The following is a 19,991-nucleotide window of genomic DNA, read 5'->3' as shown; positions in this document are numbered from 1 at the left end:
GGTGCGCTTTTTTGAGGGAGGTAGCATGGCATATCGTCTGGATATTAAGCGCATTCTTTCAATGAACTTCTTCCACGATCTGCCCCAGATTATGCTTGGGTGCGCTTTGGCGGCCATCGCGACCGACCTGTTTTTGATTCCCAACGGTCTTGCCGCCGGTGGCGTTACGGGCCTTGCGACTATTATCCAGGCGGTCGGTGCCGCGCGAGGCGTGTCGCTGCCCGTCGGTATCCAAACCATCGTGATGAACGCCTTGCTGTTGCTGGTCGTAATGCGCGAGGGCGGCATGTTTTATGTGGTACAGACGGCGACAGGCTTTGTGCTATTGGGCTTCTTTACCGACCTGTTTGCCCCGTTTGTAGCGCCTCTGGCAGATGCAGACCTGATGCTTCCCGCTATGTGGGGCGGCATTATCACGGGCATTGGTTACGGCATGGTGTTACGCGCCGGCGCCAACACCGGCGGCTCCGACACCATCGGCCAGATTATCTCGCGTAATACCTCGCTGCCGGTGGGTTCGACCGTCATGGCGATCGATGTCGCCGTATGCGCGGCATCGGCCCCCGTCTTCTCTCTAGAGAACGCGCTGTATGCAGGGCTTTCGATGGTAATTAGCGGCTATGTGATCGACGCTGTGGTCGATGGCGGCAACAAGCGCCGTATGGTGCTCATCATCTCGGACAATTTCCCCGATATCGCGGCCGATATCATGTATGGCCTGGGTCGCGGCTGCACTAAATTTAAGGCGACCGGCATGTATTCGGGCGCAGAGAAGCCGGTGATTATGGTGATCGTTAGCCGCCGCGAGCTCAATACACTTAAGACCATCGTGCGTGAGCGCGATCCTCAAGCTATCGTGACGGTCGCCGACGTTACGGAAGCCTTCGGCGAGGGGTTCAAGGACATTAACACGTAGGGTAGACTGCTCTCCATCCAAAAGACGTTCACATTGATAAACCGATTCATCAGCGGGTCTGCCTGCTAAATTATTCAAATAATGATAAAAACTCTGGTAAAGCCTTCGGTTTCCAGCATAATGAATGGCGCACGTGCATTGTGGCAGGGTTGGGATTACCTTCTGCGCCGTGCGCATCTTGTCTAAAGAGGATGAAAGGAAGGCACAATGAGCGACGAAGAGCTCAAAAAGGTTGCCAACGAGGTAAGGAAGGGCATCGTCACCGGCGTGCACGCTGCCAAGTCCGGCCATCCGGGCGGTTCGCTCGGCTCTGCCGACATCATGACTTATCTGTACTTTGAGGAAATGAATGTCGACCCGGCCGATCCTCGCAAGGCCGACCGCGACCGCTTTGTGCTCTCCAAGGGCCATTGCGCTCCGGGTCTGTACGCCGTGCTCGCCGAGCGCGGATTCTTCCCCAAGGAGGACCTCGAGACGCTGCGCCATATCGGCAGCCACCTGCAGGGCCACCCCAACATGAACGACACCCCGGGCGTCGACATGTCCACCGGCTCGCTGGGCCAGGGCATCTCCGCCGCCGTGGGCATGGCCGTCGCCGCCAAGCACTGGGGCGATACTTACCGTACGTACGCCCTGCTGGGCGACGGCGAGAGCGAGGAGGGCCAGGTCTGGGAGGCCGCCATGTTTGCCGGCAATCAGCAGCTCGACAACCTCTGCGTGATCGTTGACCACAACGGTCTGCAGATTGACGGTCCCGTCGAGGAGGTCAACGATCCCATGCCGCTCGCCGACAAGTTCCGCGCCTTTAAGTTCCACGTGGTGGAGCTCGCCGACGGCAACGACTTCGGTCAGATTCGCGCCGCCTTTGCCGAGGCTCGCGCCACCAAGGGTCAGCCTACCGCCATTATCGCCGAGACCATGAAGGGCAAGGGCGTTTCCTTTATGGAAAACCAGGTTGGTTGGCACGGTAAGGCCCCCAACGACGAACAGTTTGAGCAGGCCATGGCAGAGCTCACGGCCGCCGGAGAGGAGCTCTAGGATGGCAGACGTCAAGAAAATCGCCACGCGTGTAAGCTACGGCGAGGCCCTCGTTGAGCTCGCTGCCGAGCACGACGACTTTGTGGTCCTCGACGCCGACCTGGCTGCCGCCACGCAGACCGGTAAGTTTAAGGCCGCCTGCCCCGACCGCTTCTTTGATGTGGGCATTGCCGAGAGCAACCTGATGGGTGTCGCCGCCGGTATCGCGACCACCGGTCGTACTGCCTTTGCGAGCACCTTTGCCATGTTTGCCGCCGGCCGCGCTTTTGAGCAGGTCCGTAACTCCATCGGCTATCCGCACCTCAACGTCAAGATCGGCGCCACGCACGCCGGTATTTCGGTGGGCGAGGACGGTGCCACGCACCAGTGCTGCGAGGATATCGCCCTTATGCGTGTTATCCCTGGCATGACCGTTATTGTCCCGGCCGACGACGTGGAGGCCCGCGCCGTGGTCCGCGCCGCCTACGAGTGCGACGGCCCCGTGTACATGCGCTTTGCCCGTTTGGCCTCGCCGGTCATCAACGACCCCGAGACCTACAAGTTCGAGCTGGGCCGCGGCATCGTCATGCGTGAGGGCGCCGATGTGACCATCATCGCCTGCGGCCTGATGGTTGGCGAGGCTCTCGAGGCTGCCGAGCAGCTCGCTGCCGAGGGCATCGACGCCGAGGTCATCAACATGCACACCATTAAGCCCATCGACGCCGATCTGATCGTCAAGAGCGCCGCCAAGACCGGCCACGTCGTGACCGTCGAGGAGCACTCCGTGATCGGTGGCCTGGGCAGCGCCGTTGCCGACGTGCTCTGCGCTCAGTGCCCGACGCCGCTCAAGAAGATTGGCGTCAACGACACCTTTGGCGAGTCCGGCCCGGGCGCCGAGCTCCTGCACAAGTACGGTCTGGATGCCGCCAACATCGTGGCAACCACCAAGGAGTTCTTGGCCTAGGGCAAGACGAGGCAAAGTATCGCTTTAGCAACCGTATGCAAGCCAGAACAGGGGCGCCCCCAAAGAGGGCGCCCCTGTTTTTTGTGGGCAACAAACAAATCGGGCCCGCACCAAGCAAGGGCTTCCTCCCAAATCATTCCGCAGGACGGAGGAGTCCCCGCAGCGCGAAGCGCGCAGCGGGGACTCCGACATGTCCGAGGACGATTTGGGAGGTAGCCCTGTGCGCGGCCGGTGAGACCAAAACCCTGCCATGCTTCTTATGTGCAGCGAAGCTAATGCTGCTAAAATACAAAGCGCTCATGTAGTTTAAACGCACGATGATAAGGAGCACCAGTGGGTAACCACTTCCGTACCTCCGGTGCGGGCGATGAGGCCCCCAAGACACGGCAAGGTGTCCCGGGCACACGTTTCGCCACTCCGGATTCAGAGGGCCAGCATATTGCCCAGGCCCCCGCACAGCCGGCAGATCAGGCACGGCCGGCATCCGATCCCTTTGCCTACAATCCCACCAGCGATGTCGAGCTTTCTGCCGCTGCGGGCTTTGAGCCCGTCCAAAAGGTGACTGCTCGCGTGAACCAGCCTCAGACGTCAGCCGAGCCTCAGCCGACCATGGCGGGCATTCCCGATCCCATGGTTCCTGCTACGCCCGCGCCGCAACCGGCGCAGTCCGGCCTCTTTGCCGGCATTCCCGATCCTACGCAGCCCGCTGCGCCCATGGTCGAGAATGATCAGGCTGCCGAGGTCGCAAGTCTTGACAATGCGCTCAACAACCCCGATTTTACGTCGGTGTTCGCGCCTATCGATCCGCAGGCAAGTCGCAAGAAGATGGCCAAGCAGGCCGGTGTCGAGCCCGTCATTCTGATGGAGCATGTCACCAAGATCTACCCGGCACAGCCCAACAAGCCCGCACTCGACGACATCAACATCGAGATCTATCCGGGTGAGTTCGTCTTCTTGGTCGGTCATTCCGGATCGGGTAAGACCACGCTGCTTTCCACGCTCAACCGTGATGTCAGGCCTACGAGCGGTCGCATTTTGGTCGCCGGTCAGGATCTCATGAAAATCAAGAACCGCAAGGTTCCCTTCCTGCGCCGCCAGATTGGCGCCGTGTTCCAGGACTTTAAGCTTCTGCCGCAAAAGACCGCCTATGAAAACGTGGCGTTTGCCCTGCAGTGCATAGGCAAGCCCAAGGGCGTCATTCGCAGCCAGGTGCCCGAGGTACTGCGTCTGGTCGGTTTGGCCGATCAGATGGACTCGCTGCCCGATCAGCTTTCCGGCGGCGAGCAACAGCGCGTGGCCGTCGCCCGCGCCATGGTCAACCGTCCGCCGCTGCTGATTTGCGACGAGCCAACGGGCAACCTCGACCCGGCAATTTCGCTCGGCATCATGAAGCTGCTCGAGCGCATTAACCGCACCGGCACGACCGTGATCGTGGCTACCCACGATCGCGAGATGGTCGATAGTATGCATCGTCGCGTGATCGCCCTCGAGGGCGGCCACGTAATCCGCGACCAGGAGAGGGGAGGTTACGGCAACTATGGCACCAACTAACGTGGGCTATTCGCTCAAAGAGGCAATGAGCCACTTCTTCCGTAACTGGACCACCTCGCTCGGCGCCGTCATCACGATTTTCCTTTCGCTGTTTATCATCGGCCTGTTCATCATGGGTTCCGCGATGCTGAACTCCGTGATCGGCACCGTTGAGGACCAGGTTGTTATCAACGCGTTTATTAGCGATGACGCCGACCAGGCCGACGTCCAGGCTTTCGAGAGTGAGCTCAAGACGTGGAACAACGTTAAGTCCGTGACCTATAAGGACAAGGACGACGCGCTGGCCGAGTACACGAGCAAGATGTCGGGTAACGCCGACGCCACTCTGAGCGCACTTGATGGCCAGAATCCGCTGCCTGCTTCGTTCGCGATCGAGATGGACGATCCGTCCCAGGTCGAGAGCACGGCCAAGAAGCTCAAGAAGAACTCCGATTTCCAGAAGATCGCGGATGACGGTGACGTTGACGCGAGCGTTCTGTACGGTCAGGAGGAAGTGAGCCGCCTGTTCCAGGTGACGAACTACATCCGCATCGCTGCCGTTGTGCTTGTTGGTTTGCTGACGTTTATCGCGTTCATCTTTATCAACAACACGATTCGCCTGTCGATTACGGCTCGCCGCCGCGAGATTGCTATCATGCGCCTGGTGGGCGCCAGCAATGGCTTTATTCGCGGTCCGTTTATCACCGAGGGCGTGCTGCAGGCCGTTTTGGGCTCGCTGCTTTCCATCGGTGTTTTGGAGCTGCTTCGCAACCTGTTGGTTCCGCGTCTTCAGGAGAGCATTGGCTGGATGTCGTTTGCGCTGCCGATGCAATACTACCTGGTGACGTATGCCGCACTGATCCTGGTTGGCGTGATCATCGGTCTCTTTGGTTCCGCCATTGCCATGCGTCGCTACCTGCGCGTGTAGACACAGCTGGAATTAGTTTTGCTAACGGGCCGTCCCGCTCTGGGGCGGCCCGTTTTTTGATCCCGTGCGACGGAGGAAAAGGGCTCACCGGCAGTTCGGCTTGTCTCGATAATTCGATTTTCTCCGTCACATAGGGATCATGACGTGAGGTGCGTGCCCTGTTGTTGATTGGGTAGACTCTTTGATGCGTGCGGTTTAGGCCTGCACGGTGTTTTGACATGATGCGGTTGCTCCTGCGGGCCCCGCAACAGATAGTAAGGAGGCGCCATGGGGCGCAATAACAAACATAAGCGTAGCGCTCGCAACAAGCGCGCGCCGGTGCGTAGCGAGCGGCGTCCCAGCCTGACGGGCCGCGTGCAGCTCCATGAGCACAGCGCCTATGTTGTCACCGATAATGGCGACTATAAGGTTATGGGTCGCGGCAAGCGCGAGATTATGGACGGCGACATCGTGGCCGTGAGCATTAAGACCGGACCGCGCGGCGATCGCCGTGCCGTGATCGAGGGCGTTGTCGAGCGCGCGGCCATAAGCGTGGTGGGCACGTATCAGACGGCAGGCCCGCTCGGTGTGATCGAGCCGCTTGATTCGCGTCTCAAGGCCGATTTCTTTATTTTGCCCGAGGATACTTCGGCGGAGCGTTTGGGCGTGCATCCGGGCGATGCAGTCGTTGCACGCATTTTGAGCTATCCGACACGCTTGGAATCGGGCACCGTGACTCTTGAGCGCCGTATTGGCGGCGACGATGCACCCGACTTGGGCGTTCAATATGTCATGGCTCGTTACGGCTATACCGATAGTTATCCCGAGACCGCCCTTGCCGAGGCCGAGGAGCTATCGCTCGACGTGGCGACAGCTCTTAAGGACCCACTTCGCCGCGATCTGCGCGACCGTTTTATCATCACGATCGATCCGGTCGACGCGCGCGACTTTGACGACGCCATCTCGTTGGAGCGCACGACGCAGGGCGGCTACAAGCTGGGTGTCCATATCGCCGATGTATCGCATTATGTGGCCTGGGACGGACACATCGACCTAGAGGCTCGCCATCGCACGACGTCGGTGTACCTTGCCGATCGCGTGCTCCCCATGTTGCCCGAGCGCCTGTCGAATGACCTGTGTTCCTTGCGCCCCGACGAGGATCGCCTGGCGTTTACCGTCGACATCGAGCTCGATGCGCAGGGGCACGTCCGCCACTACGATCCGTATCCCAGCGTGATTCGCTCGCGCGTGCGCATGGACTATGACGGTGCCGAGGCACTGCTGGTGCGTGCCGGTGCGGTGGAGTACTCCGTGTTGAAAGGTGCCGCCGAGGATGTTGCTGCAGCCGAGGCGTCGCGCGAGGAGGCGCTTGAGCGCGGTTTGACTTGCGAAGAGACTGCCCGCGACTACGACGTGGATCTGAGCGATTTCCTAGTCGCTGCCAACGAGCTTGCCGAGCGACGCCGTCGCATTCGCCGTGCGCGCGGCTCGGTCGACTTTGACACGGCGGAGATTCGCGCTTTGCTGGGCGAGGACGGCGTTCCCGTGCAGATCGTGGCCCGCGAGCGCTCGTGTGCCACGTCGCTCATCGAGGAAGCTATGCTGCTTGCCAACGAGTGCGTTGCCGAGTGGCTGGCAGACCGCGATATTGAGGCATGCTATCGCGTGCATGATGATCCCAGCCCCGACAGCTTGCACGGGGCCGCCGTGGCGCTGGCGCAGCTGGGTATCATCGACGATCGCCGCGCGGCCGGCATTGCCCTGGGAAGTCCCGATGAGCTGCAGGCGGCGGTTGACGCTGCCGCTGGCACGGCAAATGCCCCGCTTGTCAACACGTTGCTATTGCGCAGCATGCAGCGCGCGCTGTACAAGCCGCGCAACGAGGGCCACTTTGCGCTCGCCGCGCCGTGCTACTGCCACTTTACGAGCCCTATCCGACGCTATCCGGACCTTGTTGTCCATCGTGTGCTCAAATTGCAGCTGGCGTATGAGCAGCTGGGCGGCAAGGATGCCTTGGCGCGCACGCCGCGGCTGATCGGCAGGGGTGGCGAGTCGCTGCCGCGCATCTTGCCGCAGATTTGCCGTGCATGCAGCGATGCCGAGCGTGCGGCCGACGCCGCCAGCCATGCGACGCAAAAGATCAAGATCGCCCAGTATTACGAGGATCGTCTGGGCGAGCGCTATGCCGGAACCATTTCGTGGGTCAGCAGCATGGGCCTCTTTGTGCGCCTCGACCTGACACAGGCCGAGGGCTTGGTCTCGATTAAGAGTTTGGGAAGCGAGTGGTTCGAGTTTGACGAGGACGCGCTCACGTTGACGGGTGCCGACACGGGGCGCCGTTTTGAGTTGGGGCAACGCGTGATCATCGAGGTCTCGCGCGTCAACACGACCCGCGGGCACTTGGATTTCAGGCTTATTCATTAGCCGGAATTTGGTGATTGATAGAGAACGGGGCGGTCTTTTGGGGCTGCCTTTTTTGTGGCGGTTCAATCGCCTTGCCGCTCGCGCGCTTGCGTCTTCCGCCTGCTATAGGGGAGATAAAACCTACCAAAATAAACCTGTCCCTTTTTGGGAGGTTTACGAGAGAGCGGGGATGAGATAACAACGGTGTACGGGTATGCGCGGGTGAGCTCGCGTGATCAAAATCTGAATCGGCAGCTGGATGCGCTGGGCGCCTATGGCGTGGAACCGGCGAATATCTTTGCCGACCATGCGAGTGGCAAGGACTTCGATCGACCGCGGTATCGCGAGCTGCTGTGCGCGTTGGATTCCGGCGATGTGCTGGTGGTACTTTCCATTGATCGGCTGGGCCGTAACTACAGCGAGATCCTCGAGGAATGGCGGTGCATAACCAAAGAGCTCGGCGCCGCCATCGTGGTGCTGGACATGCCATTGCTCGACACGCGCGCCAGAGACTGTGGTGGGTCGGACGTGACGAGTCCGTTGATTGCCGATATTGTTTTGCAGCTGCTGAGCTATGTGGCGCAGGTGGAGCGCGAGAACATCCACCGGCGCCAAGCCGAGGGCATTGCGGCGGCGCGAGCGCGCGGCGTGCGCTTTGGCCGGCCCCGCAAGCCCTGTCCCCCGCAATTCGAGCTGGTACGCGATGCCTACGAGGCGGGTGATATCACGCGGAGTCAGGCGGCAAAGCGGCTAGGCGTGTGCGTGGGGACGTTCGATCGCTGGATGCGCGAGATGGAGTAGGGGCGCCACGGTCCTTTGGCGCCCCGATTCGAACATTTTGGATTTCGCTACGGCGACAACTGCATTTGGGGGTACACTCGCTGCTGCTCAAAAAATGACGGAGGTTAGCCCTTGGCGCGTGTGAAGCACATAGTCGGATGGATTTCGATTGTCCTGCTGGTCGTGACGCTGGCAAGTATTTGGATGCTGACGGAGCAAAACGTGGAGCAGACGTCGTCGCTCAGCGAGTCCACCGCGCATGCGGTGGAAGGACGGGCCGCGGACGTGCGGCCCGACGCCACGCAGGAGTTCCAGGCGGGGGATGCCGTCGAGGGCACGGATTCAACGACTGCCACTGTTCATCCCGACCCGCTTGCGCCCGTTCGTCTGTGGATGGGTGCCAACATTCGTCGCGTCGCACATACCGTTGAGTTCTTCTTTGTAGGACTGTTTGCTTCGGCGACAGTGGCATGCCTGGGCGAGTGCCTGCCATGCGCGCGATTCCGGTACGTACTCGCTCTGCTCTTTTGCGCCGTCTGCTCTGTCGGTGACCAAGTGCACAAGATCTTTGTTCCTGGTCGTCATTTCGACATGATCGACCTGGGCTTCGATGCCGCGGGTTACGTTGTCGCCATGCTGTTGGTACTGTTGGCCGCCGCGCTGGTTCAGCGCGCGACCTGTCCCATTGGCGCCCATGCGAGGCGCTAACCTCAAGATGAAAAATCGCGACCGCCTGTACGTCGGCGCTGGTTACAATATCGGCATCGGTCGCAGATGGCCATCGATGCGCTGTTTGCCAGACACTTGTCTTTTCTAAGAAGGGAATCCCCATGGCAGTGCTGTTTGTTGAATACCCCAAATGCTCGACGTGTAAAAAGGCCAAGGCCTGGTTGGACGAGCATGGGGTTGAGTACGTCGATCGCGATATTGTTACAGACAATCCTTCGGCTGAGGAACTTGCGACCTGGATTGCTCGCTCGGGGCTGCCGGTGCGACGCTTCTTTAACTCGTCGGGCATGAAATATCGAGAGCTTGGTCTGAAAGCGCGCCTGGATGCGGGTATGACGGACCAGGAATGCTGCGAGCTGCTGGCGACTGACGGCATGCTGGTTAAGCGCCCGCTGCTGGTGGGCGACGACTTTGCGATCCCCGGCTTTAGGGAAGCGGCTTGGACCGAGGCGTTGCTGTAGCGGCTTCGGAAAGTGCGTCCCATTTTGAGTGCTGATTCTGGGATATGCTTTCCGGTTGAGGGCTCTATCGGAAATGACATCCCGTTTCGAGCGCTGATTCTGGGACACGGTTTCCGGTTGAGGGCTCGACGGGAAAGTGGGGACCAGTTTGAGCTTGAAATCTGGGATGCGATTTCTGCCGGCGGGCCTACTCCAGGGCGGGCCTGCCCCAGTCAGTCCTTCAGCTGCGCCCATTCGTGTGGGTCGTAGATCTTTACGTGCTTGTCGGGCGTGTCGCTCCAGTACTCTTCGTCCATAAAGGGCAGGTATGCCTGAATGCCGGGGCAGATAAACGGAATTCGTTACCGCTGCAGGCGCTCGCGCTGCCGCCGCTCCAGGTTCGTCTCGGATATGACGGTCGGCATGCCGGACAGCTCGACGAGACTTGCCTGGATGTGCTTGAGGTCGGGGAGCGCCGCATGCCATGACGTCCGCATGATCAAAAGATACTTCGATTGTGTTGCCTGGTGCTATCGTTTTCGCGTTAGTATCTGCCAACGGTTGAGGACTACCGCTCGCGGCGTTTTGCCCTTCGTGTACAGCGGTCGGCATCACAGGTCCTTCACGGGTTGGACGAAATTAGGCCAATTTGACCGAATTTTAAAAAAGTCAAAATTAAGACTTGCGTCATCGCGATGCTTCCCGTATATTTCTTTCTTGCGCAAAGGCACAGCCGAGCGCAGCGATGCAATCATTGGGATGTCGTCTAATGGCAGGACAGCGGATTCTGGTTCCGTCAATGGGGGTTCGACTCCCTCCATCCCAGCCATTGCATTTGCTACATATGGCCCGTTCGTCTAGCGGTTTAGGACGCCGCCCTCTCAAGGCGGAGATCACCAGTTCGAATCTGGTACGGGCTACCACAAATTGAATGCCCGGGCCTCGCAAGAGACCCGGGTTTTGTGTATACACCGCATGTGTGGAATGAGCCGCGTTTCACCTGGACCGAGGAGTTGCCATGGACCTGCCCATCAGCCTACAAGACATTACGTATGCCGAGAATTACCTGGCGCAGGGAGACCTGGCCACGGCGACGCCGCTGCTGGAGCGTTTGGTGGAGCTCGCCGAGGAGTATATCGATGCCGAGTGCAAAACGGAGGAGAACCGCCAGTACTTTAGCTTCGATAGCAAGTTTGAGCGCCTGGCCTACCGCCGCGTGGAAAAGGATCCACGCGAGCTGGTGCAGGTCGAGGTGCCGTTTGACCGCCTGTACTCCGACATGGCGTTTGCCTACATCCGTCAGCAGGATTATGTGAGCGCCCGCAATGCCTTGATGCAGGCCGTGCGCTGGGACCCCATGAACTGCAACTACCGACTGGATCTGGCCGAGCTGTTCCGTGCGCTCGAGGACAAGCAGGAGTGGGCTTCGCTTTCGTTTTCGGTGCTGGAGCGTGCGAGTGACGGCAGGTGCGCCGCCCGCGCCTACGCCAACTTGGGCCAGTACTTTTTGGAGCCCGAGACCGAGAACGTCTCGGCGGCCGTGGGTTGCGCACGTCTGGCGCTGCGCTTGGCCCCTGGCGATTCACATACGACGCGCTTGCTCAGCAAGATCCATGCCACCTATCCGGATGCCGCCGACGAGAGTGATGAGCATGTGATGGGCGAGCTGGCGTTGCAGGGCGTACCGACCTCGCCTTCGGCCGAGATTGCCATTTGTCTGATTATGTGTGCGACCGACGCTGCGAGCGACGGCGACAAGCAGGAGGCTACACGCCTGACGGTCCGTGCCCGCGACCTGGTGGGCGAGGAGGCATGCGCGGCGATCATTAAGCTGGTGCGCGAAAGCGATGCCGAGCTCAACGCCGAGCGCAAGGCCAAACGCGAGGCCGCGAGCGGGAAAGCCGATGACGCCGAGGAGGCCGGCGATGCCCAGTAAGCGCGAGCGCAAGCTCATCTCCAAGAATCGTTCGGCGCATCACGAGTACTTTATCGACGAGACATTCGAATGCGGCATTGAGTTGAGCGGTACCGAGGTCAAGTCGATTCGCGAGCGCGCGTGCCAGATCACCGACACCTTTGCACTGATTCGCGGCGGCGAGTGCTGGCTGGTGGGTTTGCACATCCATCCCTATAGTCACGGTGGCGTGTGGAACCGTGATCCCGATCGCCGGCGCCGTCTGCTGCTGCATCGCAAGGAGATTGATTATCTTGACGGCAAACTACGCAACCGCGGCTATGCACTGGTGCCGCTCGAGCTCTACTTTAATACCGATGGTCGCGTTAAGCTGCTGTTGGGCCTGGGCCGTGGCAAAAAGCTCTACGACAAACGCGAGGACATGGCCAAACGTGACGTTCAGCGCGAAATCGATCGCGCGCTTAAGGAGCGTAATCGCTAAGGGTTGATATCCGGGCGGGCGGGGATGTTCATCCATCACTGTTGTCGTACTCCCGGTCTGCTCCTCGCAAGTTGCGGTGGAATAGTTCCTGTTTGTTGGGTATCCAGGCTTAAACAGGGACTTTTTCACCGCAACTGCGTGTGGCTCATTTTTCTTACCGTTCTGACACATATGTTTCATTGTGGGTACATACATCTGGAAGGCTCAATTCCGAGTTAGGGGAGTGATCGTTTTGGATAAAACTGCGTTCTTTACGATGCCGTGCGGGCTGTATGTGGTGAGTGCCGCGGCAGATGGATCGCGCGCCGGCTGCATTATCAACACCGCGGTGCAGGTGACGTCCACGCCGCCGCGCATTTCGGTTGCCGTGAACAAGGAAAATGTCACGTCTAGTGTTATCTCGTCTGCCAAGGCCTTTGCGCTGACCGTGATCGATCAGACGGCCGATATGCCCTACATTGGTAACTTTGGATTCCGTACCAGCAGCAACTATGACAAATTTGCCAAGTACGAGACGCGCGAGACCGCACTGGGCATGCCCTATGTTCCCGAGCATGCGGCGGCCTTGTTTAGCTGCCGTTTGATCGACACAGTGGATGTGGGCACGCATCTACTGTTTATCGGCGAGGTCGAGGATGCCGAGCGCCTGAGCGACGAGACGCCGCTCACCTACGATTACTACCATAAGGTCCTGAAGGGCAAGACGCCGCCCAAGGCGTCTTCGTACCAAGGGTAGAAATGCGGTAAAACCGCTTGCATTATATTATTAAGAATGTATACTAATAAGCAAAGTACACCAGCAGCCACGTTCGAGAGGAGAACATCATGGCCGAGGAAAAGAAGACGTACAAGTTCGTGTGCACCGTTTGCGGTTACGAGGTAGAGGTCGACACGCCCGAGCTGCCCGAGGATTACGTGTGCCCGGTGTGTGGCGTCGGTCCCGATCAGTTTGAGCTCGTCGAGGAGTAGCTCGTAGACACACGACTTGCAGCAACATATAGCTCTGTCCAAGGGCCCCGGTCGGATATCCCGGCCGGGGCCCTTTTCCTCCGTCCCCAAGGGATCACGGCTGCTATTGGCCGATCCTGTCTGTTGTGAGTCCGGCCGACCTTTTGTCTTAACCTGCAACATCTAACGGCTCAAAACGGGTCTTCCTGTTACAGAACGAGACAAACCAAAACCATCATTCTCAAAATCTCAATCTATAACATTTAGGCACGTAAACCCCCTCTACTTGTTACAGATCGAGACAAAAGGTTGGGGCTGAAGAAATATCTCGATCTGTAACATCTGGGCGCGGAAATTGGGTCCACTTGTTACAGATCGAGACAAACTGAAACTATCTCTCAGAAAATCTCAATCTGTAACATCTAAGGGCTCAAAACGGCCTCACGTGTTACAGATTGAGACGTTATATCTGGACAGTCACGCCATCCCATTACATCCCCGTTAGCAGCACGATGTCGAGAATCGTCACGATGACACCGATCCCTACGAGCAACGCGTTGAGCGGGCGCGAGTTGGCGTATTTGCCCATGACGCGGGGCGAGCTGGTGAGTCGTATGAGCACAAAGACCGTAATCGGCAGCTGAAGCGACAACAGTGCCTGACTCCAAATGAGACCCTCAAAAGGATTCGGGACGATCAGGCACGCCGCCACTGCGCCGACGAAACAGGCCGCCACTCCGATCGAGGAATGTCGGTCGTGGATGTCGTATTCCTCGTCGAATATGCCCGCGGTGATGGTGCCCGCCGCCATGCCCGCCGTCACGCTACTCGATATGCCCGCAAACAGCAGTGCCACCGCAAAGATGGTCGAGCTTGCCGGGCCCAGAATGGGGGAGAGCGTGGCCGCTGCGACGGCGAGGTCGTCTACGACAATGCCGTGCGCAAAGAAGGTCGTTGCGGCCAGGATGACCATGGCCGAGTTGATTGCCCAGCCCACACCCATCGAAAAGAGCGTGTCGAAGAGCTCGTAGTGCAGGCGTTCTTCGATAACCTGCTCGCCTTGGCCTTCGAAGTGCATGGATTGGATGACCTCGGAGTGCAGGAAGAGGTTGTGGGGCATAACGACCGCGCCTAGGACACTTACGATAATCGCGACTGAGCCGGTGGGCATACTGGGTGTGATCCAGCTTGTGGCGGCTTGCGGCCAGTCGACCTTGACCAGCAGAAGCTCGGCTAAAAACGAAAGTCCCACCACGCCCACGAAGGCGATGATCCAGCGTTCGGCGCGTTTGTAGGAGCTCGTCATGAGCATGGCAATCGATGCCGCCGCCACGATGATGCAGCCGGCACGTACGGGCAGGCCAAAGAGCATTTGAAGTGCGATCGCACCGCCCAGGACTTCGGCCATGGCGGTGGCGACCGTGGCTAGATACGCACTGCCGAGTATCGCACGCCCGACGAGGCGGGGCAGGTGGCGCGTCGTGGCCTCGGCAAGGCACATGCCCGTGGCGATGCCCAGGTGAGCCGCGTTGTGTTGCAGCAGGATGAGCATGATCGTGGACAGCGTGACGATCCACAGCAGCGCGTAGCCAAACTGCGAGCCGGCGGCCATATTGGAGGCCCAATTGCCCGGGTCGATAAAGCCGACGGTCACGAGCAGCCCGGGGCCGATATGCCGTGCGATGTCGAGTCCGCCGTGGCCGCCGGTGCGCGGGGAGCCAAAGTGATGTTTGAGATGGTCGATCATGGTGCACTCCTGCGTGCCGTTTGTTTGACGCCGCAAAGGATACCCGTTTTAGGCTCGAAATCTGACCATGACTAACAAAATTGTTGTATTTGAATAGGGTGGTAAAAGGGGGTTGCCGAAATGTCTTGATCTGTAACAACTAGGGATGGAAATTGGGCCTAGGTGTTACAGATCGAGACAGGAAGAAATGGTCCTATGGAAAATCTCGATCCGTAACAGCTGACCGCCAAAACCGGCCCCTCGTGTTACAGATTGAGACATTCGGAACCGTCTCTCGAGAACATCTCAATCTGTAACAGTTAGTCGTCGAAATTGGGTCTTTCTGTTACAGATTGAGATGTTTGAAGCGGTGAGCTTACAGGCCGAACCTGGGGCCCTTGTTGTTGCCCTTGAGGTCGGCGGTGTCCACTCGTAGGGTGTGCGTTACGCAATTGTTTCGAAACGGGCGGGAAACACAATGGGCCGGCGATGCTTCTAGTATGCCTATTCAACTGACTGTCTATATATCTAGGGGAGGATCGCGATGCAGGCAGATTCCGCTCAGCAGCAGGGCCTTTATCGCCCCGAATTCGACCACGATGCATGTGGCATCGGCGCGCTTGCCGATATCAACGGTGAGCGCCACCACCAGATTCTGGACGATGCGCTGTCCATTCTGGTCAACCTGGAGCACCGCGGTGGCACGGGACTCGAGAAGAATACCGGCGACGGCGCCGGCATCCTGTTCCAGGTTCCGCATCACTTTTTCCGCAAAGAGGCTCAAAAGTGCGGCCAGATTCTGCCGGCAGAGGGCGACTATGGCGTGGCCATGCTGTTCTTCCCGCAGGACGACAAGGGTGTAGAGGATGCCCGCCGCGTGTTTGAGGAAGGCTGTGCCGAGGCCGGCGTGCCGCTGCTCTTTTGGCGCGAGGTGCCGGTCGACCCTCACGATCTGGGCGAGACGGCCCGCGCCTGCATGCCCACCATCCTGCAGGCCTTCCTGGGCCGTCCGGACGACACGCTCGCCGGCGATGCCTTTGAGCGTCGCCTGTACGTGTGCCGCCGCACCATCGAAAAGAAGGCCGACGCCGAGTTTGCCCTGCGCGACAAGATCTTCTATGTGTGCTCCATGAGCTCGCGCACCATCGTGTACAAGGGCATGCTGGTTGCCACGCAGATGCGCCGCTTCTTTATCGATCTCAACGACGCCGCCGTCAAGACGGCCGTGGCGCTCGTCCACTCGCGCTACTCCACCAACACCACGCCTAGCTGGGAGCGCGCACATCCCAACCGCTTTATTATCCACAACGGCGAGATCAACACCCTCAAGGGCAACGTCAACTGGATTCGCGCCCGCGAACCTAACCTGTACAGTCCCGTGCTGCAGCATGATCTTGAGCGTGTGATGCCCATCATCAACCGCGAGGGTTCCGACTCCGCGATTCTGGATAATGTGCTCGAGTTTTTGGTCATGAACGGCCGTCCGCTCACGCGTGCCGCGTCCATGTTGCTGCCCGAGCCGTGGGACCACAACGACAACCTGAGCGAGGAGCGTCGTGCCTACGATGCCTACCAGTCCATGCTCATGGAGCCCTGGGACGGCCCGGCGGCCATCGCCTTTACCGACGGCCGTACGCTGGGTGCCGCCCTCGACCGCAACGGCCTGCGCCCGGCTCGCTACTACGTGACGCGCGACGGCCGCTTTATGCTGGCAAGCGAGGTGGGCACCATCGAGGTGCGCCCCGAGAATATCCTGACAAGCGGTTGTTTGGGACCGGGCCAGATGCTCGAGGTCGATTTTGCCCGCGGCCGTGTGATCTACAATGACGAGCTGCGCGCCCGCTATGCCAAGGAAAAGCCCTACCGCGATTGGATTGCCGAGGAGACGCTGACCGTTGACGCGCTCGACAAGCCCGCCGCGGCAACGCCCGCCGAGGATGCCGAGGTGCCTGCCGCCGTGCGTATGGCCAAGCTCGGCTACCACTGGGATGATGTTGACGAGGTCGTGCGCCCCATGGCCCAGCAGGGCAAGGCCCCGCTCGCCTCGATGGGTATCGATGCGCCGCTGGCCTGCCTGTCCAAGAAGACACGCTCGTTCTTTGACTACTTCTATCAACTGTTCGCCCAGGTCACGAACCCGCCGATCGACGCCCTGCGCGAGCATATGGTCACCTCGACCACGCTCTACCTGGGCAACCACGGCAACCTGCTCGAGGACTCTCGTACGGCCTGCCAACTGGTGCGTCTGGAGCGCCCGCTGCTGAGCGAGGAGGAGTTCGACCGCATTTGCGCGATTGACCGTGTTGGCTTTAAGACCCGCCGTTTCCGTGCCGTTTACCGCCGCGATGCCGGCGAGGGCGCGCTGCAGGCTGCGCTCAAGCAGCTTGCAGAGGACGTTGAGGCTGCGGTCCGCGACGGCGTGAACATCGTGGTGTTGAGCGATCGCGCCGGAGCGGACGAGGTACCCGTGCCGTCACTGCTCGCCGTGGGCTGCGTGCACAACCACCTGATCCGCGCCGGCGTGCGTACCTTTGCCGACATCGTGGTGGAGTGTGGCGACGCCGTGTCTCCGCACGACTTTGCGGCGCTGGTGGGCTACTCCGCGAGCGGCATCTATCCGTACAACGCGCATGCGTGCATTCGCGACTTGGCGGCGCATGGCGATCTGGACGTGACAGCCGAGCAGGGCATCGCCAACTACAATAAGGCTGCGACCGCCGGCATCGTTTCCATCATGTCCAAGATGGGCATCTCCACGGTGCAGAGCTACCATTCGGCGCAGATCTTCGAGGCCGTGGGCTTTACGCCGGAGTTCGTCAACGCGTACTTCGCCGGCACGGTGAGCCGTGTGGGTGGTATGGGTGTCGAGGACGTTGAGCGCGAGCAAAACGAGCGCTACGACGCCGCGCTCGCTATCCTTAAGAGCCCGGCTCCCGATCAGCTGCCCACGCTGGGTCTGACCAAGTGGCGCCCGCTCGGCGGCGAGGATCACCTCATCGATCCGCAGACTGTCTACTTGCTGCAGACCGCCTGTCGTGAGGACAGCTACGACACCTTTAAGGAGTACAGCGCCCGCCTGCACCGCACCGGCCGTGCCGTGCGCCTGCGTGACTTGCTCGACTTTAATGCCAACGGCCGCACGCCGGTTTCGCTCGACGAGGTGGAGCCCGCGCGCAACATCGTCCGCCGCTTTAACACCGGTGCCATGTCGTACGGTTCTATCAGCAAAGAGGCGCACGAGTGCATGGCCATCGCCATGAACCGCCTGCATGGACGCTCTAACTCGGGCGAGGGCGGCGAGGATCCGCGTCGCGAGACCCCGCTGGCTAACGGTGACTCCAAGAACTCCGCTATCAAGCAGGTGGCAAGTGCGCGCTTTGGCGTAACGAGCCGCTACCTGTGCAGCGCCTTCGAGATTCAGATCAAGATGGCCCAGGGCGCCAAGCCCGGCGAGGGTGGCCACCTGCCCGGCAAGAAGGTCTACCCCTGGATCGCCGAGGTCCGTCAGTCCACGCCCGGCATCGGCCTGATCTCGCCTCCGCCGCACCACGACATCTACTCCATCGAGGACCTGGCAGAGCTGATCTTTGATCTTAAGAACGCCAACCCCGGTGCGCGCGTGTCGGTCAAGCTGGTCAGCGAGGCCGGCGTCGGCACCATCGCCACCGGTGTGGCCAAGGGTGCCGCCGACAAGATCTTGATCAGCGGCCACAATGGCGGCTCGGGTGCCGCGGCGCGCGATTCCATTTGGCACGCCGGCCTGCCGTTGGAGCTCGGCCTTGCCGAGGCTCAGCAGACGTTGCTGCAAAATGGCCTGCGCTCCCGCGTTGTGCTCGAGGCCGACGGCAAGCTCATGGACGGCACCGATGTTGCCGTCGCCTGCCTGCTGGGCGCCGAGGAGTTTGGCTTTGCGACCATGCCGCTCATCTCCATGGGCTGCCTCATGCAGCGCGACTGCCAGCAGGATACCTGCCCGGCCGGCATCGCCACGCAAAACTGTCGCCTGCGTCGCGGCTTCCGCGGAAAGCCCGAGCACGTTGAGCACTTTATGCTCTTTGTTGCCGAGCAGCTGCGTGAGGTCATGGCGAGCCTGGGCTTCCGCACCGTCGACGAGATGGTCGGCCATCCCGAGTGCCTGCGCCAGATCGAGGTACCGGGCAACCGCAAGGCCAACCTGCTTGATCTGTCGCCCGTGCTGGCGAGCGCAACCTGCGAGTTCGGTGCCCATATCCCGGGCGCCGACGGTCGCCACTTCCTGCCGCAGATGGCTGCGGACAGCGAGCTCGACAAGACGCTCGACTCCACGTTGTTCGTTCCCTATACGGCCGATGCCCGTGCGCACCTGCGCCCGATTCGGTTCCGCGCCGATATCGCCAACGTCAACCGTTGCGTGGGCACCATCCTGGGCAATGCGGTGACCAAGGCGCATCCCGAGGGCCTGCCCGCCGGCTCCATCACCATCGATTGCGATGGTTCGGCCGGTCAGAGCTTTGGCGCCTTTCTGCCGCGCGGCATTACGCTCAACGTGTGCGGCGACGCCAACGACTACTTTGGCAAGGGCCTTTCGGGCGGCGAGGTGTCGGTGCGCCCCAACCCGCATGCGACCTACAAGTTCGACGAGAACATCATCGTGGGCAACGTGGCGTTCTTTGGTGCCACGAGCGGCCGCGGCTTTATTAACGGTCTTGCCGGACAGCGTTTTGCCGTGCGCAACTCCGGTGCCACCGTGGTGGTCGAGGGCTGCGGCAACCATGGCTGCGAGTACATGACGGGCGGCCTGGCGCTCATCTTGGGCGAGGTCGGGCAGAACTTCGCCGCCGGTATGACAGGTGGCGTGGCCTATGTCTTTGACCAGTACGGCACGCTCGAGGCCCGTGTGAACCACGAGAGCGTGGAACTCAAGGCCCCGACGGTTGGCGAGCTGGCGCAGATTCGCGCGCTCATCCAGGAGCACGTGGACGCGACGCAGAGCCCGCGCGGCATTAAGCTGCTCTACAGCTTCGAGACGATGAGCAAGCACTTTGTGAAGGTCATTCCGACCGAGTACGAGCGCGTGCTGGCGATTATCGCTGCGGCCGAGGCCGTGGGCAAGACGCATGCGCAGGCCGAGGAGTTGGCGTTTGACATCGTGACCGGCCGCGCGAGCAACGCGGATGTCGCTCGCTTTGATGTCGCGGGCGGTGCTGCGCCCGTGGCTGTCAGCTCTGCTGCTTCGACCAAGAAGGAGGCGTAAGT

At 60.4% G+C, this 19,991-nt stretch carries 15 protein-coding genes and 2 tRNA genes; 16 read left to right on the top strand and 1 reads right to left on the bottom strand.

From position 1 onward, the window contains the following. Positions 1–25: 25 nt before the first annotated feature. The 15 genes from FYJ40_RS03400 (at position 26) to FYJ40_RS03330 (ending at position 13,051) form a co-directional block, all read left to right on the top strand. On the top strand, positions 26–916 hold the full coding sequence (locus FYJ40_RS03400) for a YitT family protein (protein ID WP_154516006.1): 891 nt from the start codon (positions 26–28) through the stop codon (positions 914–916). A gap of 207 nt (positions 917–1,123) precedes the next feature. Beyond that, on the top strand, positions 1,124–1,954 hold the full coding sequence (locus FYJ40_RS03395) for a transketolase (protein WP_154516003.1): 831 nt from the start codon (positions 1,124–1,126) through the stop codon (positions 1,952–1,954). Between the two features lies 1 nt (position 1,955). Beyond that, positions 1,956–2,897, top strand: coding sequence for a transketolase family protein (locus tag FYJ40_RS03390; RefSeq protein WP_154516000.1), 942 nt, complete (start codon positions 1,956–1,958; stop codon positions 2,895–2,897). 333 nt (positions 2,898–3,230) lie between these two features. Then, positions 3,231–4,448 carry a cell division ATP-binding protein FtsE gene (gene ftsE / locus FYJ40_RS03385; protein ID WP_370450584.1) on the top strand — a complete coding sequence of 406 codons (1,218 nt, stop codon included), beginning with the start codon at positions 3,231–3,233 and terminating at the stop codon, positions 4,446–4,448. Continuing rightward, on the top strand, positions 4,435–5,355 hold the full coding sequence (gene ftsX / locus FYJ40_RS03380) for a permease-like cell division protein FtsX (RefSeq protein WP_154515997.1): 921 nt from the start codon (positions 4,435–4,437) through the stop codon (positions 5,353–5,355). Before ftsE ends, ftsX begins: the two co-directional genes overlap by 14 nt. 267 nt (positions 5,356–5,622) lie before the next feature. Continuing rightward, positions 5,623–7,758, top strand: coding sequence for a ribonuclease R family protein (locus tag FYJ40_RS03375; RefSeq protein WP_154515994.1), 2,136 nt, complete (start codon positions 5,623–5,625; stop codon positions 7,756–7,758). A 174-nt stretch (positions 7,759–7,932) separates the two neighbouring features. After that, positions 7,933–8,538, top strand: coding sequence for a recombinase family protein (locus FYJ40_RS03370; protein WP_370450589.1), 606 nt, complete (start codon positions 7,933–7,935; stop codon positions 8,536–8,538). A 120-nt stretch (positions 8,539–8,658) separates the two neighbouring features. Continuing rightward, positions 8,659–9,225: a VanZ family protein gene (locus FYJ40_RS03365; protein WP_195838545.1), complete on the top strand. Its 567-nt coding sequence runs from the start codon at positions 8,659–8,661 to the stop codon at positions 9,223–9,225. A gap of 14 nt (positions 9,226–9,239) precedes the next feature. Beyond that, the gene (locus tag FYJ40_RS03360) at positions 9,240–9,707 is read left to right on the top strand and encodes an arsenate reductase family protein (protein WP_370450588.1); all 468 of its coding nucleotides are present in this window, start codon (positions 9,240–9,242) and stop codon (positions 9,705–9,707) included. A 734-nt stretch (positions 9,708–10,441) separates the two neighbouring features. Then, a tRNA-Gln gene (locus tag FYJ40_RS03355) sits at positions 10,442–10,515 on the top strand. A gap of 17 nt (positions 10,516–10,532) precedes the next feature. Then, a tRNA-Glu gene (locus tag FYJ40_RS03350) sits at positions 10,533–10,609 on the top strand. A gap of 95 nt (positions 10,610–10,704) precedes the next feature. Beyond that, entirely contained in the window at positions 10,705–11,622 is a 918-nt protein-coding gene (locus FYJ40_RS03345; RefSeq protein ID WP_154515983.1) for a hypothetical protein, read from the top strand. Beyond that, positions 11,612–12,082, top strand: a complete 471-nt coding sequence (smpB, locus tag FYJ40_RS03340; protein WP_154515980.1) for an SsrA-binding protein SmpB — start codon at positions 11,612–11,614, stop codon at positions 12,080–12,082. Before FYJ40_RS03345 ends, smpB begins: the two co-directional genes overlap by 11 nt. 232 nt (positions 12,083–12,314) lie before the next feature. Further along, positions 12,315–12,818: a flavin reductase family protein gene (locus FYJ40_RS03335; protein ID WP_117743517.1), complete on the top strand. Its 504-nt coding sequence runs from the start codon at positions 12,315–12,317 to the stop codon at positions 12,816–12,818. Positions 12,819–12,907: 89 nt separating this feature from the next. Continuing rightward, complete coding sequence (locus FYJ40_RS03330) at positions 12,908–13,051, top strand: rubredoxin-like domain-containing protein (protein ID WP_035137395.1); 144 nt, start codon at positions 12,908–12,910, stop codon at positions 13,049–13,051. 469 nt (positions 13,052–13,520) lie between these two features. Here FYJ40_RS03330 and FYJ40_RS03325 read toward each other — a convergent pair whose 3' ends face one another. Then, on the bottom strand, positions 13,521–14,777 hold the full coding sequence (locus FYJ40_RS03325) for an Nramp family divalent metal transporter (RefSeq protein ID WP_154515977.1): 1,257 nt from the start codon (positions 14,775–14,777) through the stop codon (positions 13,521–13,523). 523 nt (positions 14,778–15,300) lie between these two features. Between FYJ40_RS03325 and gltB the strand changes: the two genes are divergently transcribed. Then, positions 15,301–19,989: a glutamate synthase large subunit gene (gene gltB, locus FYJ40_RS03320; protein ID WP_154515974.1), complete on the top strand. Its 4,689-nt coding sequence runs from the start codon at positions 15,301–15,303 to the stop codon at positions 19,987–19,989. The last annotated feature ends 2 nt before the right edge of the window (positions 19,990–19,991 follow it).

It is taken from the genome of Collinsella sp. WCA1-178-WT-3 (M1), assembly GCF_009696325.1.
GTDB lineage: Bacteria > Actinomycetota > Coriobacteriia > Coriobacteriales > Coriobacteriaceae > Collinsella.
This window is presented reverse-complemented; position numbering and strand designations above follow the sequence as displayed.